Origin of the sequence: Pseudomonas sp. HMSC076A11 (assembly GCF_001810205.1) — a bacterium.
In the GTDB taxonomy this organism is placed as follows: domain Bacteria; phylum Pseudomonadota; class Gammaproteobacteria; order Pseudomonadales; family Pseudomonadaceae; genus Pseudomonas; species Pseudomonas aeruginosa.
This window is the reverse complement of record NZ_KV800320.1, coordinates 28,134-52,680: the sequence shown is the minus strand read 5'-3', so window position 1 is coordinate 52,680 and position 24,547 is coordinate 28,134. Positions and strand designations below refer to the sequence as shown.

The following is a 24,547-nucleotide window of genomic DNA, read 5'->3' as shown; positions in this document are numbered from 1 at the left end:
TGCCTGGCCGCCGGGGCGGGCGCTGCCCTGGAGCCACGGAGGAAACTCGACTTATGCACAGCCTGCGCTTTTTCAGCAACGCCGAGGTCGCCGAGCGCCTGGCTTATCCACAACTGATCGAGGCGTTGCGCATCGGCCTGGCCAAGCCTTGCAGCGCGCCGCTGCGCAACTGCCATGCCTTGCCGGCGCAGGCCTCGCTGCTACAGATGCCGGTGTGGCAAGCCGGCGCGGGGATCGGCGTGAAACTGGTGACGGTGTTCCCTGGCAATGGGGCGCGTGGCCTGCCGGCGGTGGCCGCGGTGTTCGCTCTGTTCGACGGCGAAGACGGTCGCCCACTGGCGTTGCTGGAGGCTTCGGAGCTGACCGCCCGGCGTACCGCCTGCAGCTCGGCGCTGGCCGCCGACTACCTGGCGCGGGACGATGCGCGGCGCCTGCTGGTGGTCGGCTGCGGAACCCTGGCTGCGCACATGGTGCGGGCCCACGCCTGCGTGCGCGACTATCGCCACATCGACATCTGGGGCCGCGATCCGGCCAAGGCCGCCGCGCTGGCCGCCCGGCTGCGCGAGGAGGGCTACCCGGCGCGAGCGGCCGACGGGTTGCGCGCGGCGGTGGAGGCGGCCGATTGCGTCAGTTGCGTTACCACCTCCCGCGAAGCGCTGGTGCGCGGCGCATGGCTGAAGCCGGGCGTCCATCTCGACCTGGTCGGCGCCTTCCTGCCGTCCATGCGCGAGACCGACGCCCTGGCGGTGGCGCGCGCGCGGGTCGTGGTGGATACCCGCGCAGGCGCGCTGGAAGAGGCCGGCGACCTGTTGCAGGCGATCGCCGAAGGCGCCATCGGGCGCGAGGCGATATCCACCGAACTGCGCGACTTGCTGGGCGGGGCAGGGCGGCGCGGCGATCCCGGGGAAATCACCCTGTTCAAGTCGGTGGGTTATGCGCTGGAGGACCTGGTCGCCGCGCGCCGGGTTGTGGATAACGCCGCCTGAGGTTGTTCAGGATTTCTGTGCGGGGGCTTGTGGATAAGGTGGGTAAGAACCGCCAAGCCCCTGAATTGGCGAGGGTTAGGCGTGGCTGGTCAGAAAATGATCAGTGCTCGCGCCGGGGCACTTATCCCCAGCGCGTGGTCATGCCGCTGCCACAGTTGTTCAGGAAAACTGTGCGACGCCCTGTGGACAAGTTGGTGGCTGTTCGCTGCGGCCCAAGCACGGTGCGGGTTCCGCGAGGTTGGTCGTTTTTTGAGCAGGCGTCTCGGCAAACTCGTGCGCAACTGTATGGCCAACCGGGCACGGCGAGGCTCTAGAATCCCCGGATATCGTTTTTCCGCCCCGTACGAGGAGATGCCCATGTCGTCCACCCTGTTCATCACCGGCGCCACCTCAGGCTTCGGCGAAGCCTGCGCCCGTCGTTTCGCCGAGGCCGGCTGGTCGCTGGTGCTCACCGGCCGTCGCGAGGAGCGTCTGCAGGCCCTGGCCGGCGAGCTTTCGGCGAAGACCCGGGTGTTGCCGCTGACCCTGGACGTGCGCGACCGCGCGGCGATGAGCGCGGCCGTGGACAACCTGCCGGAAGAGTTCGCCACCCTGCGCGGCCTGATCAACAACGCCGGCCTGGCGCTGGGCACCGACCCGGCGCAGTCCTGCGACCTGGACGACTGGGACACCATGGTCGACACCAACATCAAGGGCCTGCTCTACAGCACGCGCCTGCTGCTGCCGCGGCTGATCGCCCACGGCGCCGGGGCGAGCATCGTCAACCTGGGTTCGGTGGCCGGCAAGTGGCCCTATCCGGGTAGCCATGTCTACGGCGGCACCAAGGCTTTCGTCGAGCAATTCTCCCTGAACCTGCGTTGCGACCTGCAGGGCACCGGGGTGCGCGTGACCAACCTCGAGCCGGGGTTGTGCGAGAGCGAGTTCTCCCTGGTCCGCTTCGGCGGCGACCAGGCGCGCTACGACAAGACCTACGCCGGAGCCCATCCGATCCAGCCGGAAGACATCGCCGAGACCATCTTCTGGATCATGAACCAGCCCGCCCACCTGAACATCAACAGCCTCGAGATCATGCCGGTGAGCCAGTCCTGGGCCGGCTTCGCCATCCACCGCGAAAGCTGACCGGCGGAGGCGGCCGGGGCACGCTATGATGCCCCGGTCGTCCCGATCGAATAAGCGAATTCCATGAGCAAACCGGGCCAACGCGTGCTGGCCGAGCTACGCAAGCTGATCGCTTCCGGCGAACTCGCCGCCGGCGAGCGCATCGTCGAGATTCCCACCGCCGAACGCCTGCAGGTCTCGCGCATGCCGGTGCGCATCGCCCTGCGTACCCTCGAGCAGGAAGGCCTGCTGTGCAAGACCGGGCGCGGCTACAGGGTGCGCGCGGTGACCCGCGAGGATATCGCCGGCGCGGTCGAGGTGCGCGGCGTTCTGGAAGGCCTGGCGGCACGCCAGGCGGCCGAGCGCGGGCTGTCCGCCGAGGCACGGGCGACCCTGGAGGAATGCCTGGCCGAGGGCGACCGATTGTTCGCCAACGGCCAGGTCCTGCTGGAGGAGCTGGAGCGCTACCAGCGCATGAACATGCGTTTCCACCGCACCATCATCGAGGCCAGCGGCAACCCGGCGATCGCCGTGGCGCTGGCGCGCAACGACCACCTGCCGTTCGCCTCGGTGAGCGCCCTGGCGGTGGATCGCGACAATCTCGAGCAGGAATTCCGCCGTTTCAACTTCGCCCACATGCAGCACCACGCGGTGGTCGACGCGCTGGTCAACGGCCAGGGGGCGCGCGCCGAGGCGATCATGCGCGAGCACGCCAACGCGACCCTGCGCTACGCCGACTACTTCGATCCGGCGCGGCAGGGTGTCACCGTGCTTCACGGCGACGTCGCCGCCGACTAGAGATCCAGCACCAGCCGTGGGCTGCGCGAACGCGAACAGCAGGGCGTGAAGCAATCGTTGGCGGCCTGCTCCTCTTCGCTGAGGTAGAGGTCGCGATGCTCCGGCTCGCCGTCCAGCACGCGGGTCAGGCAGGTGCCGCAGATGCCCTGCTCGCAGGAGGCCGGCAGGTCCACCCCGGCTTCGCGCAGGGCCGCCAGCACGGTCTGCCCGGCGGCGACCCGGATCAGCGCCCCGTTGCTCGCCAACTGCACTTCGAAGGTGCCGTCCGCACTGGCGTCTCGTGGCGCGGCGGCGAAGTGCTCGCGATGCAAGCGGCTTGCTTCCCAGCCCAGTTCGCGGGCGCTTTCTTCGATCCACTGCATGAAGCCCGCCGGCCCGCAAAGGTATAGCTGGGCGTCGCGCGGACTGGTCGCCAGCAGGGCGCGAAGGTCCGCGCGCCGGCTGCTTTCGCCGTGGTCGAAGTGGCAGTGCACGCGGTCGGCGAAGGCGCACCGGCCAAGGTAGTCGACGAAGGCCGCGCGCTCGCCGGAATGCGCGCAGTAGTGCAACTGGAAGTCGGCGCCATCGCGGGCCAGGCGTTCGGCCATCGCCAGCAGCGGCGTGATGCCGATGCCGCCGGCGAACAGCAGGCGCGGACCGGGCTCCGGCGACAGCGGGAAGAGATTGCGCGGCTCGCCGATGTGCAGGCGCTGGCCGACCCGCAGTTCGGCGTGCAGCGTGGCCGAGCCGCCGCGCGAATCGCGGCAGCGGAGTACGGCGATACGGTAGTGGCGCGGCCGTTCGGCGGGGCCGCAGAGGGAGTACTGGCGGACCAGGCCGTTGGGCAGGTGCAGGTCGATGTGTGCGCCCGGCTCGAAGGACGGCAGGGCCGCCCCGTCGGCCCGGAACAGTTCGAAGCTGTGGATATCCTGCGCCTCCAGGCGGATGGCGCCGACGATGACCTCGATCATGGCGAAGGCTCCCGTCAGGCCTGGGCGCGGTTGGGGGCGGCGGCCTGGCGCTCGTCCGCCAGCAGGCGCTCGATGATGCGCCGGGCCTGCACGCCGCCGGCGTCGATGTTCAGTTTCAGCAGGTCGCGCCGTGGATGGCGCAGCAGGTTGCGCTGCTGGCTTTCGAGCATTTCCAGGTCTTCGCCGAAGATCTTTCCCTGGCCTTCGCGAATGCTCTCGGTGAGCGCCTGGTCGTGGGCCTGGAAGTTGCGCGCCATGCCCCAGAAGTACCAGATGGAAGTGGCGCTCTCCGGGGTGATGAAGTCGACCACGATGCTCGCCGCCTTGCGCTCCGCCGGCGCCTGGTAGCCGCCGTGGCCGGCGTGGGCCACGCCGACCTCGATCAGCACGTGGCTGGGCGGCGTGAAGCGGCAGATCTGCCAGCGGTCCACCGCCACGTCGTCGGCCAGGCCGTTGCCGCGCAGAGCCATGCGCCAGAACGGCGGGGCCATGACATTCTGCATGTGGCGGCTGGTGATCACCTCGTCGCCTTCCACCCGCGTGGTCGGCGCGGCCTCGTCGATTTCCTTCTGGCCGATGCTGGACGCATGGACATAGGTCTCGTGGGTCAGGTCCATCAGGTTATCGATCATCAGGCGATAGTCGCAGTGGATGTGGTACAGCCCGCCGCCATAGGCCCAATCGGGGCTTTCCGCCCATTCCAGGCGGGGTATCAGCGCGGCGTCGGCCTGTTCTTCCGCGCCCGGCCAGACCCAGACGAAGCCGTGCCGTTCTTGCACCGGGAAGCGACGGATGCAGGGGAAGCCGCGGACCCGCTGGCCGGGCATCGCGCGGGTGCGACCGTCCTCGCCCATTGCCAGGCCGTGGTAGCCGCAGACCAGCACGCCGTCCTCGACGAAGCCCAGCGACAGCGGCGCGCCACGGTGCGGGCAGAAATCCTCGAGGGCCGCCACGCGGCCGTCCTCGCCTCGGTAGAAAACCATCGGCTCGTCGCAGATGCGTCGGCCGAGCGGCTTGCCGGCCAGTTCGTCGGGGGTGCAGGCCACGTACCAGGCGTTCTTCGGAAACATCGTCGGATCCTCTCGTTGTTTTTGTAATTGGATCCAATGATTCACGAGGCAACTTTTCCAAGTCAACCGCTTCTGTACAAAAAATAATCTGTTCGATAGTCGCACATAAAAAACTTCAGGAATAAATTGCCAAATTATCTCGTTCCAGAGCCTTTCTCGGATTTCGCTGACAGTGGGATATCCGCTGGCCATCCGTTTTCTTGTCGCCAAAATGGATCCAATAGGATTGCGGCATCGACGCAACGGTGCCAGGGTGCCTGCGCTTGCCGTGCCTACAACAACAAGAAAAAGGGTCTTCCCGATGATGGATTCCTGCATTCCCGCGCCTCGCTCCCGCCTGCCGTCGCTTCTTTCCTGTCCGCTCGGGGAGGGCCGCCCATGAACCGGGACTTGCGCCGCGCTCTCGACGACGAACCGATGCGTCCGTTCCAGTGGCTGGCGGTGGCTGTGTGCATCGTGCTCAACCTGATCGATGGCTTCGACGTGCTGGTGATGGCCTTCACCGCATCCTCGGTGGCCGCCGAATGGAACCTTGGCGGCGCCGAGATCGGCCTGCTGCTCAGCGCCGGCCTCTTTGGCATGGCCGCCGGCTCGCTGTTCATCGCGCCCTGGGCCGACCGCTGGGGGCGCCGCCCGCTGATCCTCGCCTGCCTGGCGCTGTCGGGCCTGGGCATGCTCGCCTCGGCGCTGAGCCAGGCGGCCTGGCAACTGGCGTTGCTGCGCGGGCTGACCGGGCTGGGTATCGGCGGCATCCTCGCCAGCAGCAACGTGATCGCCAGCGAGTACGCCTCGCGCCGTTGGCGCGGCCTGGCGGTAAGCCTGCAATCCACCGGCTACGCGCTCGGCGCGACCCTTGGCGGACTGCTCGCGGTATGGCTGATCGGCGCCTGGGGCTGGCGCTCGGTGTTCGTCTTCGGCGCTGGCCTGACCCTGGCGGTGATCCCGCTGGTCTGCCTGTGCCTGCCGGAGTCGCTGGACTTCCTCCTGGCGCGCCGGCCGCCGCGGGCGTTGCAACGGGTCAACGCGCTGGCCCGGCGCCTGGGCCGCGCGGCGCTCGCGGAACTGCCGAGCCCGCCCGGTGGCGGAGCGGAGCACGGTAGCCGCCTCGCCCGGTTGCTTTGCGTTGCCCAGCGACGTACCACGCTGCTGCTCTGGGCGCTGTTTTTCCTGGTGATGTTCGGCTTCTACTTCATCATGAGCTGGACGCCGAAGCTGCTGGTCGCCGCCGGCCTGTCCACCGCCCAGGGCATCACCGGCGGCACCCTGCTGAGCATCGGCGGGATCTTCGGTGCCGCCTTGCTCGGCGGACTTGCCGCGCGCTTTCGCCTGGAACGGGTGCTGGCGCTGTTCATGCTGCTTACCGCCGCTCTGCTCGCGCTGTTCTCGCTGAGCGCCGGGCTGCCCGGCGCGGCCTTGCCGCTGGGACTGCTGATCGGGCTTTGCGCCAACGCCTGCGTGGCCGGCCTGTATGCCCTGGCGCCGAGCCTCTACGACGCTTCGGTGCGTGCCACCGGGGTCGGCTGGGGGATCGGCGTCGGTCGCGGCGGGGCGATCCTCTCGCCGCTGGTGGCCGGGCTCCTGCTCGACGACGGCTGGCAGCCGCTGTCCCTCTATGGGGCGTTCGCGGCGGTGTTCGTCGCCGCGGCCGCCGTGTTGCCGCTGCTCGGTGCGCGGCGTCGCGAGCGCTCGCCGACGCTGGGAGACGCTGCGTGAGGGCCGCCGGCGTTTCAGCGTTGGGCGGCGATGATCGCCTCGGCGATGGTGGTGCGGAACCAGTTCAGCGCCGCCGAGCGTTCGCTGCTCTCGTGCCAGTGCAGGGAGACGTCGAACGGTGGCAGGGTGAAGGGCAGTTCGAGCATGCGCATGCCGCCTTCGGCGACGAAGCGATAGGCGATCTGCGCCGGCAGGATGGTCAGCAGCTCGGTACCGGGAATGATCTTCGGCAGCACCGAGAAGTGCGGGACCCGCAGGCTGATGCGGCGCTGCACCTGCATGGCCTCGAGCACGTCCTCGGCGATGCCGTGGCCGGAGGTACGGGTCACCACGATGTGCCGCTCGGCCAGGTACTGCTCCAGGCTCAGGCTGTCGCCGATCCGCGGGTGGCGGTCGCTGAGCAGGCACACGTAGCGCTCGTGCAGGACCCGCTGGCTGCGCGCGCCGGGCACCGGCTGGCGGCAGATCGCCGCGTCGACCTTGGCGCTGCTCAGCCAGGCGCCGACCTCGTCCACCTGCAGCGGCAGCACTTCCACTTCGGCGAACGGCGCGTCGCGGGTCAGGCGTTCGAGGATCAGCGAGAGGAAACCCACTTCGCCGAGATCGGTGAGGGCGATGCGGAAACGTCGCTCGGTGGTTGCCGGATCGAAGTGGCGAACGCTCTGTACCGCGCCCTCGATGCGCGTCAGCGACTCGCGGAAGGTGCCGTAGAGCTGCTCGGCGACGAAGGTCGGCTGGATGCCGTCGCGGGTGCGGGTGAACAACGCGTCGTCGAACAGTTCGCGCAGGCGCGCCAGGGCGTAGCTCACCGATGGCTGGGTGACGAACAGGCGCTCCGCGGCGAGGGTCACGCTGCCGGCTTCGTAGAGGGTGACGAAGGTGCGGATCAGGTTGAGATCGATCGGACTCATATAGACCAGTTCTATTTTTTATAGAAAGAGTATCGATTTGATTGATTATCGAGCGGCTGCAACAGTAGCGCAAATCCAGGAAACGAGCTTGAAGGCCTGCATGAAAACCGTCCATTCCGCGTCTTACGAGATCCTCCGTCGCCACGGCCTGACCACCGTCTTCGGCAACCCCGGCTCCAACGAGCTGCCGTTCCTCAAGGACTTCCCCGAGGATTTCCGCTACATCCTCGGCCTGCACGAGGGCGCGGTGGTCGGCATGGCCGATGGCTTCGCCCTGGCCAGCGGCCGCCCGGCCTTCGTCAACCTGCATGCGGCGGCTGGCACCGGCAACGGTATGGGTGCCCTGACCAACGCCTGGTACTCCCATAGCCCCCTGGTCATCACCGCCGGGCAGCAGGTGCGCTCGATGATCGGGGTCGAGGCGATGCTCGCCAACGTCGATGCCGGACAACTGCCCAAGCCGCTGGTGAAATGGAGCCACGAGCCGGCCTGCGCCCAGGATGTGCCGCGCGCGTTGAGCCAGGCGATCCAGACCGCCAGCCTGCCGCCGCGGGCGCCGGTGTACCTGTCGATTCCCTACGACGACTGGGCGCAACCGGCGCCGGCCGGCGTCGAACACCTGGCCGCGCGCCAGGTCAGCGGCGCCGCGCTGCCCGCGCCGGCATTGCTGGCCGAACTCGGCGAGCGCCTGTCGCGCTCGCGCAACCCGGTGCTGGTGCTCGGTCCGGACGTCGACGGGGCGAATGCCAACGGCCTGGCCGTGGAACTGGCGGAGAAGCTGCGGATGCCGGTCTGGGTTGCGCCGTCGGCCTCGCGTTGTCCGTTCCCCACCCGCCATGCCTGCTTCCGCGGCGTGCTGCCGGCGGCCATCGCCGGGATCAGCCGGCTGCTGGACGGCCACGACCTGATCCTGGTGGTCGGCGCGCCGGTGTTCCGCTATCACCAGTTCGCCCCCGGCGATTACCTGCCGGCCGGCGCCGAGCTGGTGCAGGTCACCTGCGATCCCGGCGAAGCAGCACGGGCGCCGATGGGCGACGCGTTGGTCGGCGACATCGCGCTGACCCTCGAGGCACTGCTCGAACAGGTCCGCCCCAGTGCGCGGCCGTTGCCCGAGGCGCTGCCGCGACCGCCGGCGCTGGCCGAGGAGGGCGGACCGCTGCGGCCGGAAACCGTGTTCGACGTGATCGATGCGCTGGCGCCGCGCGACGCCATCTTCGTCAAGGAGTCGACTTCCACCGTGACCGCCTTCTGGCAGCGCGTGGAGATGCGCGAGCCGGGCAGCTACTTCTTCCCGGCCGCCGGCGGACTCGGCTTCGGCCTGCCGGCGGCGGTCGGCGCGCAACTGGCGCAGCCGCGGCGGCAGGTGATCGGGATCATCGGCGACGGCTCGGCCAACTATGGCATCACCGCACTCTGGAGCGCCGCGCAATACCGTGTGCCGGCGGTGTTCATCATCCTCAAGAACGGTACCTACGGCGCCCTGCGCTGGTTCGCCGGGGTGCTCGAGGTGCCCGATGCGCCGGGGCTCGACGTGCCCGGCCTGGACTTCTGCGCGATCGCCCGCGGCTATGGCGTCGAGGCACTCCACGCAGCCACCCGCGAAGAGCTGGAAAGTGCCTTGGAGCATGCCCTGGCCGCTGATCGCCCGGTTTTGATCGAGGTGCCGACGCAAACCATCGAACCCTGATGTTCCACGGCGCCGCCCCATGCCAGAGTGGGCGGTGCCGACCGACGCCCGCGTGCGCCCATAACAAAAACAAGAGAGAGGTTGGTATGAACAGGCAATCCGCTGCGGCGGTGATCGACGCTGCCCGCTTTAACCGTACTCACTGGCTGATCCTCGGCTGGGGGTGTTTCATCATGCTGTTCGACGGCTACGACATGGTCATCTACGGCTCGGTGGTGCCACGCCTGATGCAGGAGTGGCAGCTGAGCCCGGTGCAGGCCGGCACCCTCGGCAGTTGCGCGCTGTTCGGCATGCTCTTCGGCGGCACCCTGCTGGCGCCGCTGGCGGACCGTTTCGGCCGGCGCCGCCTGGTGATCGCCACCACCCTGCTGGCGAGCCTCGCCGCCTTCCTCACCGGGCACGCCCGCGACCCGCTGGAACTGGGCGCCGGACGCTTCTTCACCGGCCTGGCACTGGGCGCGCTGGTGCCCAGCGCGATCAACCTGATCAGCGAATTCGCCCCGGCCGGGCGGCGCAGCACCCTGGTCACGGTGATGTCGGCCTTCTACTCGGTGGGCGCGGTGCTCTCGGCGCTACTGGCGATCGCCATGATCCCCGCCTGGGGCTGGCAATCGGTGTTCTACGTGGCGGTGCTGCCGGTACTGGCGGTGCCGCTGATGTTGCGCTGGTTGCCGGAGTCGGCGGCGTTCCTCGAACTCAAGGGCCGCCGCGCCGAACTGGACGCGCTGCTGCGCAAGGTCGATCCCGACTACCGGCCCGGCGCCGAGCGGGCGAACGCTGTCGCGGCCGAAGCGCCGAGCGGACGGGTCGCCCAGTTGTTCGAGGGGCGCCAGGCAGTGGGCACCCTGCTGCTGTGGGTGGCCTTCGCCATGTGCATGCTGATGAGCTACGGGCTCAACACCTGGTTGCCGAAACTGATGGCCGGCGGCGGCTACGCCCTCGGTTCGAGCCTGGCGTTCCTCGTCACCCTGAATGTCGGGGCGACCCTCGGTGCGTTGTTCGGCGGCTGGCTGGCCGACCGCCTCGGCGCCGGCCGCACCCTGGTGCTGTTCTTCGCCCTGGCCGCGGCCTCCCTGGCGGCCCTCGGCCTGGGGCCAGGCCCCTGGCTGCTCAACGGCCTGCTGGTGGTGGCCGGCGCCACCACCATCGGCACCCTGGCGGTGATCCATGCCTACGCCGCGCAGTTCTATCCGGCCTGGGTGCGCTCCACCGGGGTCGGCTGGGCCGCCGGCGTCGGCCGCCTCGGCGCCATCGCCGGGCCGATGCTCGGCGGCAGCCTGCTGGCCCTGGAGCTGCCGTTCCAGCAGAACTTCCTGGCCTTCGCCGCGCCCGGCGTGATCGGCGCGCTGGCGATCGCCTGCATCCACCTGCGGCCGCGCGTGCCGGCGGAAGCGTCCGTCGACGCGACGGCGAAGAAACCCCTGTGATTTTCGAAAGAGGAGAAGAGCGATGAGCGATTCCCGTTATACCGACCTCGGTCTCCAGCCCCTGGCCGGCGAGTGGCGCCACGGCCGGGCTGGCCGCCGGCTGAAGGTGAGCAACCCGTTCGACGGCAGCCTGCTGCTGGAGATCGAGCAGGCCGACCGCGACGACCTCGATGCCGCCTACGCCAAGGCCGCCGAGGTCCAGCCGGCATGGGCCGCGCTCGGGCCCTCGGCACGCGCGGCGGTACTGTACAAGGCGGTGGAGGTGTTCGACCGCCGCCACGAGGAGATCGTCGACTGGATCATCCGCGAGTCCGGCAGCACCCGCCTGAAGGCCGAGATCGAATGGGGCGCGGCGCGCGCGATCACCCTGGAGTCGGCGTCGTTCCCGGCACGGGTGCACGGGCGCATCGTCGAGTCCGACGTGCCGGGCAAGGAAAGCCGGGTCTACCGCAGCGCCATCGGCGTGGTCGGGGTGATCAGCCCGTGGAACTTCCCGCTGCACCTGACCCAGCGTTCCATCGCCCCGGCCCTGGCGCTGGGCAACGCGGTGGTGGTCAAGCCGGCCAGCGACACGCCGGTCTGCGGCGGACTGCTGCTGGCGCGGATCTTCGAAGAGGCCGGGCTGCCGGCCGGGCTGTTCAGCGTGGTGGTCGGCCCCGGCAGCGAGATCGGCGACGCCTTCGTCGAGCACCCGGTGCCGGGCCTGGTGACCTTCACCGGATCGACCCCGGTGGGCCGCAACATCGGCCGCATCGCCAGCGGCGGCGCGCATCTCAAGCACGTGGCGCTGGAGCTTGGCGGCAACAGTCCGTTCGTGGTGCTCGGCGACGCCGACCTGGAGCAGGCGGTGAATGCCGCGGTGTTCGGCAAGTTCCTCCACCAGGGGCAGATCTGCATGGCGATCAACCGCATCATCGTCGAGGACAGCCTCTACGACGCTTTCGCCGCGCGCTTCGTCGAGCGGGTCAAGGGTCTCCGGGTCGGCGATCCGCAGCGCGCCGATACCGCGGTCGGGCCGATCGTCAACGCGCGCCAGCTCGAAGGCCTGCTGGAAAAGATCCGCCTGGCCCGCCAGGAAGGCGCCAAGCCGCTGTACGAGGGCGGCGTCGATGGGCAGTTGCTGGCTCCGCACGTATTCGGCGAGGTCACCGCGACGATGGAGATCGCCCGCGATGAAATCTTCGGCCCGCTGGTCGGCCTGCTCCGCGCGCGCGACGAGGCGCATGCGCTGGAGTTGGCCAACGCCAGCGAATACGGGCTGTCCAGCGCGGTGTTCAGCCGCGACCTGGAACGCGCGGTGCGCTTTGCCCGCCAGCTTCGCGTGGGGATGACCCACGTCAACGACATTCCGGTGAACGACGAGGCCAACGCGCCCTTCGGCGGCGAGAAGAACTCCGGACTTGGCCGCTTCAACGGCGACTGGGCCATCGAGGAATTCACCACCGACCACTGGATCAGCGTGCAGCACGCGCCGCGCCAGTACCCGTTCTGACCCTGGCGGCGGGGCCCGCGCCCCGCCGCTGACCCGACCGTCGTCGCCAGGTGGCCCGCAGAGGCTGCCGGGGCCCGGTCGTCCCTGAAAAACGGAGCACAATAACAATGAAAATCCGTCGTAAAACCGCAGTCCCGCGCAATGCAGGGGCGGTCCTGCCGATGCTCGCCTGTCTTGCCGCGCAAGCTGCCGAGGGCGGCTTCCTGGAGGATGCGAAGACCGACCTGGTCCTGCGCAACTATTACTTCAACCGCGATTTCCGCGACCACGATGCCGGCAAGAGCCTGGTGGACGAGTGGGCGCAGGGCTTCATCCTCAAGTTCAGTTCCGGCTATACCCCGGGCACGGTCGGCGTCGGCCTCGACGCCATCGGCCTGTTCGGCGTGAAGCTGAACAGCGGACGTGGCACCAGCAATTCCGAGCTTCTTCCGTTGCACGATGACGGTCGCGCGGCGGACAACTATGGGCGTGTCGGCGTGGCCGCCAAGCTGCGCGTTTCGGCCAGCGAACTGAAGATCGGCGAGATGCTCCCGGACATTCCGCTGTTGCGCTACGACGACGGACGCCTGCTGCCGCAGACGTTCCGCGGCTTCGCCGTGGTTTCCCGCGAGCTGCCGGGCCTGGCTCTGCAGGCCGGACGCTTCGACGCGGTGAGCCTGCGCAATTCGGCGGACATGCAGGACCTGTCGGCCTGGAGCGCGCCGACGCAGAAATCGGACGGTTTCAACTACGCCGGCGCCGAGTACCGCTTCAACCGCGAGCGCACCCAACTGGGCCTGTGGCACGGGCAACTGGAGGACGTCTACCGGCAGAGCTACGCCAACCTGCTGCACAAGCAGCGTGTCGGCGACTGGACCCTGGGCGCCAACCTCGGCCTGTTCGTCGACCGCGACGACGGCGCCGCGCGCGCCGGAGAGATCGACAGCCATACCGTCTACGGCCTGTTTTCCGCCGGCATCGGCCTGCACACCTTCTACCTTGGCCTGCAGAAGGTCGGCGGCGACAGCGGCTGGCAATCGGTCTACGGCAGCAGTGGGCGGAGCATGGGCAACGACATGTTCAACGGCAACTTCACCAACGCCGACGAACGCTCCTGGCAGGTGCGCTACGACTACGATTTCGTCGGCCTCGGCTGGCCCGGCCTGATCGGCATGGTCCGCTACGGCCATGGCTCGAACGCCACCACCAAGGCCGGTAGCGGCGGCAAGGAATGGGAGCGCGATGTCGAGCTCGGCTACACCGTGCAGAGCGGTCCGCTGGCACGGCTCAACGTGCGCCTCAACCACGCCAGCAACCGACGCAGCTTCAACAGCGACTTCGACCAGACGCGGCTGGTGGTGAGTTATCCGTTGTCGTGGTGACGGACGCTGTCTCGCCGCTCCTCCGGACAGTTCCGGAGGAGCGGGGAGCGGGAGGCCCGGTGCTTCGGCGGATAGCCGCTGGGCGGTTATCCGCCCTACCGGAGCGGCGCTCCGCCGACAACGCCTGGAGGGGGAGAGGGCGGCTCAGAACTTCGCCTGCATCCCCACCCGCAGGGTACGCCCGGGCGCGGGCATGAAGCTCTGTGCCAGCGGGTCGAGGTAATAGCGGTCGGTGAGGTTCTGCAGCGAGGCATTCAGTTCGGTGTGCTCGAACAGCTTGTACTTGAGGAACAGGTCGAACAGCTGCACCGAGCGGTACTCGATCTGCGGTGTGGTGGCGCCGACCTGCCAGGGCTTGTCCGCCGTGGCGGTGGGGCCGGAGGTATAGGTCATGCGTCCGCCCAGGGTCAGGGCCTGGTCGAAGAAGCGCAGGCCGGCGGTCAGGTTGGTCGCCAGCCGCGGCGGGTTCTGCGTGTTGGTATAGGAGCCCATGAAGCTGCCCGGCGTGCAGTTCGGCGTGTTCTCGGTGCGCTGGTAGCGGTTGGCGCCGGCGCGCAGCCTGGCGGCGAAGGCGGCGTCGCAGGTCTCGGTCTTCAGGTAGTAGGTCGCCGACAGGTCGGCGAACACCCGCCCTGCGTCGTAGTGCGATTGCAGTTCGAGACCGCTGGTGCGGTAGCTGTCGGTGTTGCTGAAGGTCATCAGGCCCATCTGGCCCGGATCGTAATAGCGGGTGATGTAGTTCTTGATGGTGTTGTTGAAGTAGGCCAGCTTGATCGCCGCCGAGTCGCCGTCGGCCAACAGGCTGTCGCGCAGCGCGCTGGCACCGATCTCCCAACTGCGCGAACGCTCGGGCTTGAGGTCCTTGCCCGGCTCGACCTGGAGGGTACCCTGGCTGGTCTCGAACAGCGACGGCAGACGCAGGCCTTCGGTGTAGGAGGCGTAGACGAAGGTAGCCGGGGCCAGCTCGAAATTGGTCCCGAATGCCGGCGAGAAACCGCCGCCGCGGCTGCTGCCCTTCTTGCTGTAGTTGTAGCCGGTGACCACGTTGGTGACCCGCGAGGGATGGACTGTCACGTTGGCCGGGCCGAACTCGTCGAAGGGAATGCCTTCGAACGGATTGTTGGTGTTGTTGGTGACGATGCCGTTGTTGAGGCGGGGATCGGTGGCGTCGGTGTACTGGCCGTTCTGGTCGGGGAACCACATCATCGAGCCGTAGTAGCCGGGCCTGCTCACCGTGATGAAGCGCATGTCGCGATCCTCGCGCCGCGGCGAGGCGGAGATGCCGTTGTCCTTGCTGTTGAAGTGGCTGTAGCGGCCGCCGCCCCATAGCGTCAGGCGCTCGACCGGCTTGAACTCGAGCTTGCCGTTGAGGCCGTATTCCTGGCGGGTGGCGTCCCTCAGGGTGCGGTTGGCGTTGATGTCGTGGAGGGTGGTGACCACGCTTTTCTGCGGCTGGATGTCTTCGACCTGGAACGAGCCGCCGAGGTCGAGCTTGAAATCGCCGAAGTCGGTTTCGAAGCGCGCCACGTTGTTCAGGTCGCCGCCGATGCGCCGGTTGTCCTGGCGCGTCCAGTTGCGATCGGAGCGATAGGCCTGGGAGCGCGGCGCCAGCACCGAGGTCAGCATGTCGCTCTTCGCCTCGGTCATCCACAGTCCGGTGCTGAGGTCCACCAGCGGATTGTTCTCGGGCAGGTAACGGTAGCGTGCGGTGTAGGTGTCGATCTTCACTTCGCTCAATGGGTACTGGTAGATGCCGGCGGTGCCGAAACGGAAGATGTCCGACGGCATGATCTCCCCGGTGCGCCCGTCGTAGCGACGATAGCCGAGGTCCAGGGTGTGCTCGTCGGCGATGCGCCAGGTCGCCTTGAGCAGGTAGGACTCGGTCTCCGACGACGAGTTGAGCACTTCCTCTCCCGCGTTGTAGACCTTGGCTACGCTGCTTTCCTCGCGACCGTAGCGGTTGTAGACGCGATAGCGGTCCTGGCCTTTCTTGCCGGAAAAGTAGTTGCCCTGGTTGCGCTGCGCATAGGCGGCGACCAGGTCCAGATGCTCGTTGCGGTAGGCGAAGGCGGCGCTGCCGGACTTGGCCTGGGAGCCGAACAGGCTGCCGCGGTCATCGTGCGGCACGCTGCTGAGATTCTCGGTCTTCGAACTGGCGCTGCGGTGCTGCGGGGCGACGCCGTTGTTCCAGACGTCGCCGGTGAAGCGCACGCCGAGGTCCTTGCCGTCGACCAGGATGTCCTTGACGCCGATGGTGCGCATTTCCACGCTGCCGCCGATCGCGCCCGAGCGGGTCGAGGGACCCTTGTCGACGGTCACGCTGCTGACCAGGTCGGGATCGATGTAGCTGCGCTGCTGGGTGCCGGCGTAGCCGCGGTAGACGTCCAGCGCCTGCTCCGCGCCGTCGACCCGCACCGCCACCCGGCTCTGCCCCTGGATGCCGCGGATGTTGACGTCCAGCGCGCCACCGTTGCGGCTGTCGCCGACCTGTACGCCCGGGATGCCCTGGAGCAGGTCACCCACGGAAACCCGGCCGAAGCGGTCGATGTCTTCGCTGGAGAGGTACACCGACGAGCGTGGCGCGGTATAGGTTTCCTTCTGCGGATCGGCCAGCTCGGCGGCCGAGACCACCACCGGCGACAGGTCGGCCGGGGTTTCTCCGGACATGCGCGGCTCGACCAGCAGGTAGGCGCCGGAGGTTCCCGCCGCGACCTGCAGGCCGGTGTTCGACAGGACTCGCTGCAAGCCTTCCAGTACGCTGTAGCGACCCTTGAGCGCCGGCGCCGTGCGGCCGCGGGTCAGCTCGGGGTCGAAGGACAGCAGCAGGCCCGACTGGCTGGCGAAGGCGCCCAGGGAGGCGCCCAGCGAACCCGCCGGGATGTCGTAGCTGCGCGGCGTGGCGTCGTCCAGGCGGGTAGCCGCGCTGTGCTGGCCGACGCTCTGCGCGTGGGCCAGGCCGCCGCCGAGCAGGCCGGCGCCGGCCGCCGACAGGCCGAGCAGGGCCCAGCGCAGGGCAAGGGTGAGCGGGGAGAGGCGCGACAAGGGGCGCGCCAGGCTGGGGATAGGGCGTTGTAGGGACATGACTTCTTCGCTCGCAGGGTTGGCGCCCGGCATTGCGGGCTCTCATTCCCTCTGTCGCACGAGATCGGAAAAGGGATATTTCGGGTTCGGCGGGCCGGGCGGAAAGGGGCGCCGGCATTGTGGTCAACGCAAAATTAGTGATAATAGTTTTCATTTGCGATTGAATCCAGCTGACTATTCCGATGAATGCGCCTCCGATGAATGCGCCGAGTTCCTGCCTGTCCGCGGACCGCGACGGCGTCGCCACGCTCTACCGTGAAAACCATGCCTGGCTGCGCAACTGGCTGGCCTACCGACTCCGCTCCTGGGGACGCGGCGTGGCCGACGACCTGGCCCATGACACCTTCCTGCGCATTCTCGCCAGCCGCGACGGCGGCCAGCGTGAAGCGATCCGTCAGCCGCGCGCCTATCTCACCCGTATCGCCAACTGCGTGCTGGTCAGTTGGCGCCGTCGCCAATCGCTGGAACTTGCCTGGCTGGAGGCCCTGGCCACGCTGCCCGAGCCGTTGCAGCCGTCGCCGGAACAACAGAGCGTGATCGTCGAGACCCTGCACGAGATCGACGCGCTGCTCGACACCCTGCGCCCGCGGGTGAAACAGGCATTCCTGATGGCGACGCTGGACGGCATGAAGCAGAAGGACATCGCCCAGGCGCTGGGCGTTGCGCTGCCGACGGTGAAGAAGTTCATCCACCAGGCCTACGTGACCTGCCTGAGCCTGATGCCCGATGAATGACCGCGCTTCCCGCCGGGCGCCGCAGGCGGGCGATACGGAGCTTTCCGGGCCGCCGGCCGCCGAGGCGATCGCCCCGCAGGTGCTCAGGGAGACCGCCTCCTGGCTGCTGCTGATGCAGGAGGGGCCGCTGGCTCCGGCGCAGCAGGCCGAGCTGGAGTCCTGGCGCTCGCGCAGCCCCGAGCACCAGCGCGCCTGGCGGCGCGCCGAGCGTCTGCTGGCGAATATCGGTTCGCTGCCGCCGGCGCTGGCCCGGCGTGCGCTCGAGCGTCCGTCCGGCAGCGGCCGGCGCGCTGTCCTGCGCGGCCTCGCCCTGCTGCTCGGCGGCGCACCGCTGGTCTGGTGGGGATGGCGCGCGCAGGTCTGGCGCGACGGCTTCGGCGCCGACTACCTCACTGCCGTCGGCGAGCGGCGCGACCTGGTGCTGGAGGACGGCAGCCAGGTCGAGATGAACACCGACAGCGCGCTGGACGTGCGCTACGACGCCGGCCAGCGCCTGCTGCGCCTGTATCGCGGAGAGATCTACCTCCGCACCGCGGCGGATCGGCGCGAGCCGCCGCGGCCGTTCCTGGTGCGCACCGAACAGGGCCTGATGCGCGCGCTGGGTACCGCCTTCAGCGTCCGACGCGAGGGCGCAGAGACAGTGCTGGCGGTGTACGAAGGCGCGGTCCAGGTGCGTCCGGAGGGCGCCGCGAGCGCGGCGGATGGCCGGGTGATCGAGGCTGGCCAGCGGGTGCGCTTCGATCGCCAGCGGATCGGCCCCGTCGAGTCCGCCAGCGAGGCCGCGCTGGCCTGGCGCCAGGGCCTGCTGGTGGCCGACGACATGCCGCTGCGGCAGTGGGCGGGAGAACTGATGCGCTACGGCGGCGAGAGCATCGAGTGCGAGCCGTCGCTGGACCCGCTTCGTGTCTCCGGCACCTTTCCCGTCGACGACCTGCCGCTGGCCCTGGCGATGCTGGCACAGACCCATGGCCTGCGCCTCGTGCACCAAGGCCGACGGGTGCTGATCAGGCGCTGAGGGGAGGCGCGGCGGCTCAGCCGGCCAGCAACCAGACCCCGGCGCCCGCCGAGGCCAGCCCGGCGAGACGTACCAGGGGCGCGGCCGCCTGCGGCAGGAAGCGCACCAGCGCGTAGCCGGCGGCGTGCAGCGCGGCGGTGGCGGCGACGAAACCGAGCGCGTACAGCCAGGGGCTGGAGAGGGCCGGCAGCTCCAGGCCGTGGGCGACCCCGTGGGCCAGGGCGAACAGCGCGGTGGCGGCCATCGCCAGCGGCAGCGGCGGGCGCACGGCGAGGGCCACGCAGAGGCCGAGGGCGAGTACCGAGGCGGCGATGCCGGTTTCCATGAATGGCAGTTGCAGGCCCTCGAAGCCGAGCAGCCCGCCGACCAGCATGGTGCCGACGAAGGTGCAGGGCAGGGCGAGGCGCGCGGCTCCCTGTTGCTGGGCGGCCCAGAGGCCGACGGCGAACATCGCCAGCAGGTGGTCGAGGCCGGTGAGCGGATGGGCGAGGCCGGCGACCAGGCCGTGTTCGCCGTGGCCGGGGTGGGCGAAGGCCAGCGCCGGAGCGGCGAGCAGGGCGAGGGCGGCGAGCAGCTTGGGCAGTTTCATTGGCGGTTCCTTGTCGTTGCGAAGTGGCGTCAGGCGGCGGTCAGCAGGCCCTGGCGCTCGATGAAGGCGATGATTTCGTCCAGCCCCTGGCCGGTCTTCTGGTTGCTGAACACGAACGGCTTGTCGCCGCGCATGCGCCGGGCGTCCCGGTCCATCACATCGAGGGAGGCGCCGACCAGCGGCGCCAGGTCGATCTTGTTGATCACCAGCAGGTCCGACTTGCAGATGCCGGGGCCGCCCTTGCGCGGGATCTTGTCGCCGGCGGAAACGTCGATCACGTAGAGGGTCAGGTCGGACAGCTCGGGGCTGAAGGTGGCCGACAGGTTGTCGCCGCCGGATTCCACCAGGATCAGTTCGAGGCCGGGGAAGCGCCGGTTGAGCTGGTCCACCGCCTCCAGGTTGATCGAGGCGTCCTCGCGGATCGCCGTGTGCGGGCAGCCGCCGGTTTCCACGCCGATGATCCGCTCGGGGGCGAGGGCCTCGTTGCGCACCAGGAACTCCGCGTCTTCCTGGGTATAGATGTCGTTGGTGACCACCGCGAGGTTGTAGCGCTCGCGCAGTTCGCGACACAGGGCCAGGGTCAGGGCGGTCTTGCCGGAGCCCACCGGACCGCCGATGCCGACACGCAGGGGTTGGGATGTCATGGGGTTTCTCCTAGGAACGGAACAGACGGCTGTACTGGGTTTCGTGGGTCATGCTGGCCAGCGCCAGACCGAACGCGGCGCTGCCCTCGACGGCGGGCCGCCGCAGCGCCTCGGCGCAGGCGCGGTCGAGTTCCGGCAGCAGGCTGGAAGCAAGTTTCTGCGCGGCCAGTTGGCCGAGCGGCAGGGTTTTCATCAGCACCGCCAACTGGTTTTCCAGCCAGCTCCAGAACCAGGCACTCAGCGCCTCCTCGGCGTCCAGGCGCCAGGCGCGCGCGGCCATCGCCCAGGCGGCGGCGAGATTGGGCGGGTCCTGGCGCGCCAGCCAGGCGCGGCCGGGAGCGTCGAGCTCGGGCAGGGCTTCCAGCAATTGGTGCAGGGAAAAGCCCATCTGCCGGCTCTCCTGGGCCAGCTCGCGGGTCTCGCGGCTGGCCCTATGGCGTTCGCTGGCCGCATCGCAGGCGGCCCAGTCGCCGATCAGCGCGGCGCGCAGCAGGCCGGCCAGCAGCGGCGCCTCGAAGCGCGCCAGGTTCAGTTGCAGCTGGTCGACCAGCCAGGTCCGCGCGCTCTCGGCGTCGCGCACCCAGCCATTGTCGAGGGCCGCCTCCAGGCCCTGGGAATAGCTGTATCCGCCGATCGGCAACTGCGAGCTGGCCAGGCGCAGGCGCGCCCAGATGCTGTTCACCGGCGCACGCCGAACTGGTGCAGGCGCGGCGCGTAGTTGAACTCCGCCTCGCCATGGTGCGAGTGGTGGTGGCCTCCGCCGTAGGCGCCGTGCTCCGGCTGGAACGGCGCCTCGATGGCCTCCACCGTGGCGCCGAGCTGTTCGAGCATGGCTTTCAGCACGTAGTCGTCGAGCAGGCGCAGCCAGCCGTCGCCGACCTGCAGGGCGACGTGACGGTTGCCCAGGTGGTAGGCGGCTCGGGTCAGTTCCAGCGGGCTGGCGCAGGTGACGTGGAGCAGACGTTCGGAGCGGGCGACGACCCGCACCAGGCGACCGTCGCGGGCCTCCAGGCAGTCGCCGTCGGCCAGCGGAGGCTGGCCGCGCTCGAGGAACAGGCCGACCTCCTCGCCGCTCGCCGCGAAGCAGCGCAGGCGGCTCTTGCTGCGCGCCTCGTAGGTCAGGTGGAGTTCTTCGTCCCAGCGGGGCGAGCGGGCGGGCAGGCGTTGGTGGATGACCAGCATGGGCAGTTTCCGCAATGCGACAGGAAAGGGATCACAACAAGCACCAGCAAGGGCCTTGCCAGGTCGATGCGGGACGCCTGTACCGGGAAAACGGGGCCATAGGGATGTAACAAAATATTGCAGCGCGCCAGGTTGGTGCGCAACGACTTTTTTGCCGCACCGGAAAGGTGCGCGCGCGTCTAGTCCGCGGACGAACGCCGAGCCGGAGGTCCGCTGGGGAGGTGCGGGGTCAGCCGGGCAGGCCGTGCCAGTGCTTGCCGCCGATCATGATGAAACGCAGCTGGTGGGTGATCTTCGCGGCCGGCATCAGGTGCGGCGGCAGATCGGCGGCGGGTGGGTCGATCAGCTCCGGAAGGGTGGCGAAGACAGTCTTCACCACCAGGTCGGCGAACACGTCGAGGGCCGCGCCGTCGAGGTGCGGCATCTTGTTCAGCAGCGCCAGGTCGGCGGCCAGATCGTCGGTGATGCGCTGGCGCAGGCTGGCGATGGCCTGGCGGATCGGCAACGAGCCGCCGTATTGCTCGCGGGCGAGGAAGAGGAACTGCGAGCGGTTGGCGCCGACCGCGTCGAGGAAGATGCGCACCGAGGCGTCGATCAGCCCGCCCAGTTCGAACTCGTTGCGGCGCACCGCGCGCAGGGTGGCGCGGAAGGTCTCGTCGACTTCGGCGACCAGCGCCAGGCCGAGCTGGTCCATGTCGCTGAAGTGCCGGTAGAAGCCGGCCGGGACGATGCCGGCGGCGCGCGTCACTTCGCGCAGGCTGAGGCTGCCGAAGCCGCGCCCGCTTTCCATCAGGTGGCGCGCGGCGCTCATCAGCGCGTGGCGGGTCTGCTGTTTCTGTTCGGCGCGGGGTGAGGACATACGGCTTCCTTTGGCGGACCGGCGACTGTAGCAAAAGCCCTGCGACCCGGTCGAACCGGGGACGGCAGCGGTCGAAGGATACATCAGTGAACGCTTGTTGACTCGATTGCGCGGAACGGGCAAAGTTTTGTGAACGATCGTTCACTGAAATATTTTCCATGGCCTTGCTTCCCCTCGCGCTCCTGACCCCTTTGCTCGCACCCCTGCGCCGTCTCGCCGCCCGTGGCTGGCTGCGTGAGGCCGATGTCGACGGCCTGCTGCGCCACGCCCATCCGCTGGCGTCGTTGAACCGCCACTATGCGCGGGTCGAGGCACGCTACTGGGTGGCCGACGATATGCTCGCCCTGGCCCTGCGTACCGCCCCCGGCTGGCCGCCGGCGCGGCCGGGCCAGCACATCCAGCTGCTGGCGGAGCGCGACGGGGTGCGGGTCGGGCGCAGCTACAGCCTGACCCGGGTGGTCGGCGAGCGCCTGGAAATCGCCGTCAAGCGTCACCCGGACGGGCTGCTCTCGCCCTGGTTGTGCGAACACCTGGCGGTCGGCCAGCGTGTCGAGTTGCAACCCGCGCAAGGCGATCTGCGCTGGCCGATGCAGGCCGAGGCGGTCTGCCTGCTGGCCGCCGGCAGCGGCCTGACGCCCTTGCTCGGCCTGCTCCGCGAGGCGCTGGAGAACGGCTATCGCGGTCCCGTGCTGTGGCTGCACTACGTCCGTCATCCCGGCCAGCGCGCCTGGCTCGGCGAGCTGGAGGCGCTGGCGGCGCGCCACCCGAACCTGGAGTTGCGCTGGAGCCTGACCCGCGGGGCGCGGGCCGATGGCTGCCTGGAGGGGCATTTCCAGCCGCGCCACCTGGACGGCTGGGCAGCCGACCTGGCACGCAGCCAGGCCCTGGCCTGCGGGCCGGCGGCTTTCGTCGAGGCGGTGGGCGAGCAACTGGGGGCACGCTTCGCCGGCTTGCAGACGGAATCCTTCAGCGTCCCGCGCTGGCGCAGCGGGGAGGCGCCGCGCGAAGTGCGCCTGCGCTTCGCCCGGTCGCAGCGGGAAGTCTCCGGCGACAGCGCCGCCAGCCTGCTGGAACAGGCCGAGGCCCACGGCCTGCGCCCGGCCCACGGTTGCCGCCAGGGCATCTGCGCCAGTTGCACCTGCGTCCTGCTCAGCGGCTGCGTGCGCGACCTGCGCAGCGGCGCGCTGTGCAGCGAGCCCGGCCAGCCTATCCGCCTCTGCGTCAGCGCCGCCCACGGCGACCTGGCGCTGGACCTGTGAACCGACCTGCGAGCCCTGCGATGCGCGACGACCGCGAACTGACCCCGGAACAACTGGCGGCCTTCGGCGCCGAACTCGATGCCCTGCACCTGCGTACCCTGGCCGATCTCGGCGCGGACGACGCGCGCTACATCCGCCGGGTCCGCGCGGCGGTGCGCGTCTGCTGCTGGAGCGGCAGGGCGCTGCTGATGTTCGGCTGGCTGCCGCCGACCTGGCTGCTCGGCAGCCTGCTTCTCGGCCTGGGCAAGATCCTCGAGAACATGGAGCTGGGCCACAACGTCATGCACGGCCAGTACGACTGGATGAACGATCCGGAATTCGCCGGCCGCGCCTACGAGTGGGACATCGCCGGGCCGTCCGACTTCTGGCGGCACACCCACAACCATATCCACCACACCTACACCAACGTGCTGGGCAAGGACGACGACGTCGGCTATGGGGTCGTGCGCCTGTTCCCGGAGCAGCGCTGGAAGCCGTTCTACCGCTGGCAACCGCTGTGGGTGACGCTGCAGGCGCTGCTGTTCCAGTACGCGGTGGCGATCCAGCATCTGCGCCTGGACAAGTACGCCAAGGGGCGCCTGGACAAGGCCGAACTCATGCCGCTGCTACGCCGCCTGCGTGCCAAGCTGGGTCGCCAGTGGACCAAGGACTACCTGCTGTTCCCGCTTCTCGGCCTGTTCGCCGGCGGCTTCGGCGCGGTGTTCGTCGGTAACCTGCTGGCCAACGTGCTGCGCAACCTGTGGACCTTCACGGTGATCTTCTGCGGCCACTTCACCGAGAAGGCGGTGGTCTTCCCGCCCTCGGTGCTGGAGGGAGAGACCCGTGGCCACTGGTACCTGCGCCAGTTGCGCGGTTCCAGCAACCTGGAGGGCGGGCCGCTGTTCCACATCCTGACCGGCAACCTCAGCCACCAGATCGAGCACCACCTCTACCCGGACCTGCCGGCGCGTCGCTACGCCGCGTTGTCCCGCGAGGTCCGCGAAATCGCCCGGCGCTACGGGCAGACCTACAACAGCGGACGCCTGGGACGGCAATTCCTCACTGTCTTGCGGCGCATCTGGGTATATCGGCTGCCGCCGCGCGAGCCGCTCCCGGCGCGGCGCGGCTGAGCCGACGGAACGCTCGCGGCGCCCGTGGCGGGGCCGCTCCGGAGCGGGGATAATGCCGCCCTGTGCACCGCGACGTGGCTTCCGGCCGCCGCGCGGCGTCGGAGTCTCGCCGAACGCAGGACGTCCTGCGCCCGCGATCGGCCAGCAGCGTCGATCCTTCCCGAATCTAACAATGCTCGGCGGATGCCGGCCGTGGGGCCCGTCCGTCCAGGAACCGTCATGTTCAGCCCGCTCGTCACCTTTCCCGCGCTCTACACCGCCACCCTGCTCATGCTGGCCGGCTCCGGCCTGTTCACCACCTACATCGGCCTGCGCCTGACCCAGGAAGGCGCAGGCGACCTGTGGGTCGGCGGGCTGATGGCGTCCTACTATTTCGGCCTGGTCTGCGGTGGAAAATTCGGACACAAGCTGATCGCCAGCTTCGGCCATATCCGTTCCTACGTGGCTTGCGCCGGGATTGCCACCGTGACCGTGCTGCTGCATGCCCTGGTCGATCAGCTGGAAGTCTGGCTGCTGCTGCGCTTCATCACCGGCGCGGTGATGATGAACCAGTACATGGTGATCGAGAGCTGGCTCAACGAG

At 69.1% G+C, this 24,547-nt stretch carries 21 protein-coding genes and 1 pseudogene; 13 read left to right on the top strand and 9 right to left on the bottom strand.

Annotated features, from left to right (window positions below):
* Positions 1 to 53: 53 nt before the first annotated feature.
* The 3 genes from HMPREF2716_RS28115 (at position 54) to HMPREF2716_RS28105 (ending at position 2,882) form a co-directional block, all read left to right on the top strand.
* The gene (locus tag HMPREF2716_RS28115) at positions 54 to 986 is read left to right on the top strand and encodes a bifunctional Delta(1)-pyrroline-2-carboxylate/Delta(1)-piperideine-2-carboxylate reductase (RefSeq protein ID WP_003099980.1); all 933 of its coding nucleotides are present in this window, start codon (positions 54 to 56) and stop codon (positions 984 to 986) included.
* 357 nt (positions 987 to 1,343) lie between these two features.
* On the top strand, positions 1,344 to 2,105 hold the full coding sequence (locus tag HMPREF2716_RS28110; protein ID WP_003095557.1) for an SDR family oxidoreductase: 762 nt from the start codon (positions 1,344 to 1,346) through the stop codon (positions 2,103 to 2,105).
* 63 nt (positions 2,106 to 2,168) lie between these two features.
* Positions 2,169 to 2,882 carry a GntR family transcriptional regulator gene (locus HMPREF2716_RS28105; protein ID WP_003099978.1) on the top strand — a complete coding sequence of 238 codons (714 nt, stop codon included), beginning with the start codon at positions 2,169 to 2,171 and terminating at the stop codon, positions 2,880 to 2,882.
* Here the strand turns inward: HMPREF2716_RS28105 and HMPREF2716_RS28100 are convergent.
* Both HMPREF2716_RS28100 and HMPREF2716_RS28095 read right to left on the bottom strand, forming a co-directional pair.
* Positions 2,879 to 3,832, bottom strand: coding sequence for a PDR/VanB family oxidoreductase (locus HMPREF2716_RS28100; RefSeq protein ID WP_003162745.1), 954 nt, complete (start codon positions 3,830 to 3,832; stop codon positions 2,879 to 2,881). The genes HMPREF2716_RS28105 and HMPREF2716_RS28100 overlap by 4 nt on opposite strands.
* A gap of 14 nt (positions 3,833 to 3,846) precedes the next feature.
* Positions 3,847 to 4,902: an aromatic ring-hydroxylating dioxygenase subunit alpha gene (locus HMPREF2716_RS28095; protein WP_003099966.1), complete on the bottom strand. Its 1,056-nt coding sequence runs from the start codon at positions 4,900 to 4,902 to the stop codon at positions 3,847 to 3,849.
* 378 nt (positions 4,903 to 5,280) lie between these two features.
* Between HMPREF2716_RS28095 and HMPREF2716_RS28090 the strand changes: the two genes are divergently transcribed.
* Positions 5,281 to 6,615: an MFS transporter gene (locus HMPREF2716_RS28090; protein ID WP_003095547.1), complete on the top strand. Its 1,335-nt coding sequence runs from the start codon at positions 5,281 to 5,283 to the stop codon at positions 6,613 to 6,615.
* Positions 6,616 to 6,629: 14 nt separating this feature from the next.
* Here HMPREF2716_RS28090 and HMPREF2716_RS28085 read toward each other — a convergent pair whose 3' ends face one another.
* Entirely contained in the window at positions 6,630 to 7,526 is an 897-nt protein-coding gene (locus HMPREF2716_RS28085; protein WP_003095545.1) for a LysR family transcriptional regulator, read from the bottom strand.
* A 100-nt stretch (positions 7,527 to 7,626) separates the two neighbouring features.
* On the opposite strand from HMPREF2716_RS28085, the gene mdlC reads away from it, so the two are divergent.
* The 4 genes from mdlC (at position 7,627) to HMPREF2716_RS28065 (ending at position 13,493) form a co-directional block, all read left to right on the top strand.
* A complete protein-coding gene (gene mdlC, locus HMPREF2716_RS28080) occupies positions 7,627 to 9,213 on the top strand; it encodes a benzoylformate decarboxylase (protein ID WP_029610516.1) in 1,587 nt (528 codons plus the stop codon).
* 86 nt (positions 9,214 to 9,299) lie between these two features.
* A complete protein-coding gene (locus HMPREF2716_RS28075; RefSeq protein WP_003112299.1) occupies positions 9,300 to 10,640 on the top strand; it encodes an MFS transporter in 1,341 nt (446 codons plus the stop codon).
* Between the two features lie 22 nt (positions 10,641 to 10,662).
* On the top strand, positions 10,663 to 12,132 hold the full coding sequence (locus HMPREF2716_RS28070) for an aldehyde dehydrogenase family protein (RefSeq protein ID WP_043492295.1): 1,470 nt from the start codon (positions 10,663 to 10,665) through the stop codon (positions 12,130 to 12,132).
* 107 nt (positions 12,133 to 12,239) lie between these two features.
* On the top strand, positions 12,240 to 13,493 hold the full coding sequence (locus HMPREF2716_RS28065) for an OprD family porin (protein ID WP_003121137.1): 1,254 nt from the start codon (positions 12,240 to 12,242) through the stop codon (positions 13,491 to 13,493).
* Between the two features lie 144 nt (positions 13,494 to 13,637).
* On the opposite strand, the gene HMPREF2716_RS28060 is transcribed toward HMPREF2716_RS28065, so the two are convergent.
* Positions 13,638 to 16,574, bottom strand: coding sequence for a TonB-dependent receptor (locus tag HMPREF2716_RS28060; protein ID WP_280170673.1), 2,937 nt, complete (start codon positions 16,572 to 16,574; stop codon positions 13,638 to 13,640).
* 197 nt (positions 16,575 to 16,771) lie between these two features.
* Between HMPREF2716_RS28060 and HMPREF2716_RS28055 the strand changes: the two genes are divergently transcribed.
* Together HMPREF2716_RS28055 and HMPREF2716_RS28050 are read left to right on the top strand one after the other, a co-directional pair.
* The gene (locus HMPREF2716_RS28055; RefSeq protein ID WP_003112302.1) at positions 16,772 to 17,308 is read left to right on the top strand and encodes a sigma-70 family RNA polymerase sigma factor; all 537 of its coding nucleotides are present in this window, start codon (positions 16,772 to 16,774) and stop codon (positions 17,306 to 17,308) included.
* Entirely contained in the window at positions 17,301 to 18,323 is a 1,023-nt protein-coding gene (locus HMPREF2716_RS28050; protein ID WP_003112303.1) for a FecR family protein, read from the top strand. Before HMPREF2716_RS28055 ends, HMPREF2716_RS28050 begins: the two co-directional genes overlap by 8 nt.
* A gap of 16 nt (positions 18,324 to 18,339) precedes the next feature.
* Here HMPREF2716_RS28050 and HMPREF2716_RS28045 read toward each other — a convergent pair whose 3' ends face one another.
* The 5 genes from HMPREF2716_RS28045 to desT form a co-directional block, all read right to left on the bottom strand.
* Positions 18,340 to 18,912: a HupE/UreJ family protein gene (locus HMPREF2716_RS28045; protein ID WP_003116120.1), complete on the bottom strand. Its 573-nt coding sequence runs from the start codon at positions 18,910 to 18,912 to the stop codon at positions 18,340 to 18,342.
* Between the two features lie 29 nt (positions 18,913 to 18,941).
* Positions 18,942 to 19,556, bottom strand: coding sequence for an urease accessory protein UreG (gene ureG, locus HMPREF2716_RS28040; RefSeq protein ID WP_003095530.1), 615 nt, complete (start codon positions 19,554 to 19,556; stop codon positions 18,942 to 18,944).
* A 10-nt stretch (positions 19,557 to 19,566) separates the two neighbouring features.
* On the bottom strand, positions 19,567 to 20,238 hold the full coding sequence (locus HMPREF2716_RS28035) for an urease accessory protein UreF (protein WP_003095528.1): 672 nt from the start codon (positions 20,236 to 20,238) through the stop codon (positions 19,567 to 19,569).
* On the bottom strand, positions 20,235 to 20,738 hold the full coding sequence (gene ureE, locus HMPREF2716_RS28030) for an urease accessory protein UreE (RefSeq protein WP_003095526.1): 504 nt from the start codon (positions 20,736 to 20,738) through the stop codon (positions 20,235 to 20,237). The genes HMPREF2716_RS28035 and ureE overlap by 4 nt, the downstream gene beginning before the upstream one ends.
* 229 nt (positions 20,739 to 20,967) lie before the next feature.
* Positions 20,968 to 21,597, bottom strand: coding sequence for a TetR family transcriptional regulator DesT (desT, locus tag HMPREF2716_RS28025; RefSeq protein ID WP_003107570.1), 630 nt, complete (start codon positions 21,595 to 21,597; stop codon positions 20,968 to 20,970).
* A gap of 158 nt (positions 21,598 to 21,755) precedes the next feature.
* Between desT and HMPREF2716_RS28020 the strand changes: the two genes are divergently transcribed.
* The 3 genes and pseudogenes from HMPREF2716_RS28020 to HMPREF2716_RS28010 all read left to right on the top strand — a co-directional run.
* A complete protein-coding gene (locus HMPREF2716_RS28020) occupies positions 21,756 to 22,856 on the top strand; it encodes a ferredoxin reductase (protein WP_003123551.1) in 1,101 nt (366 codons plus the stop codon).
* Complete coding sequence (gene desB, locus HMPREF2716_RS28015; protein WP_019396772.1) at positions 22,853 to 23,965, top strand: fatty acid desaturase DesB; 1,113 nt, start codon at positions 22,853 to 22,855, stop codon at positions 23,963 to 23,965. The genes HMPREF2716_RS28020 and desB overlap by 4 nt, the downstream gene beginning before the upstream one ends.
* Positions 23,966 to 24,184: 219 nt before the next feature.
* Positions 24,185 to 24,547: pseudogene (locus tag HMPREF2716_RS28010) on the top strand (MFS transporter); the annotation flags it as partial.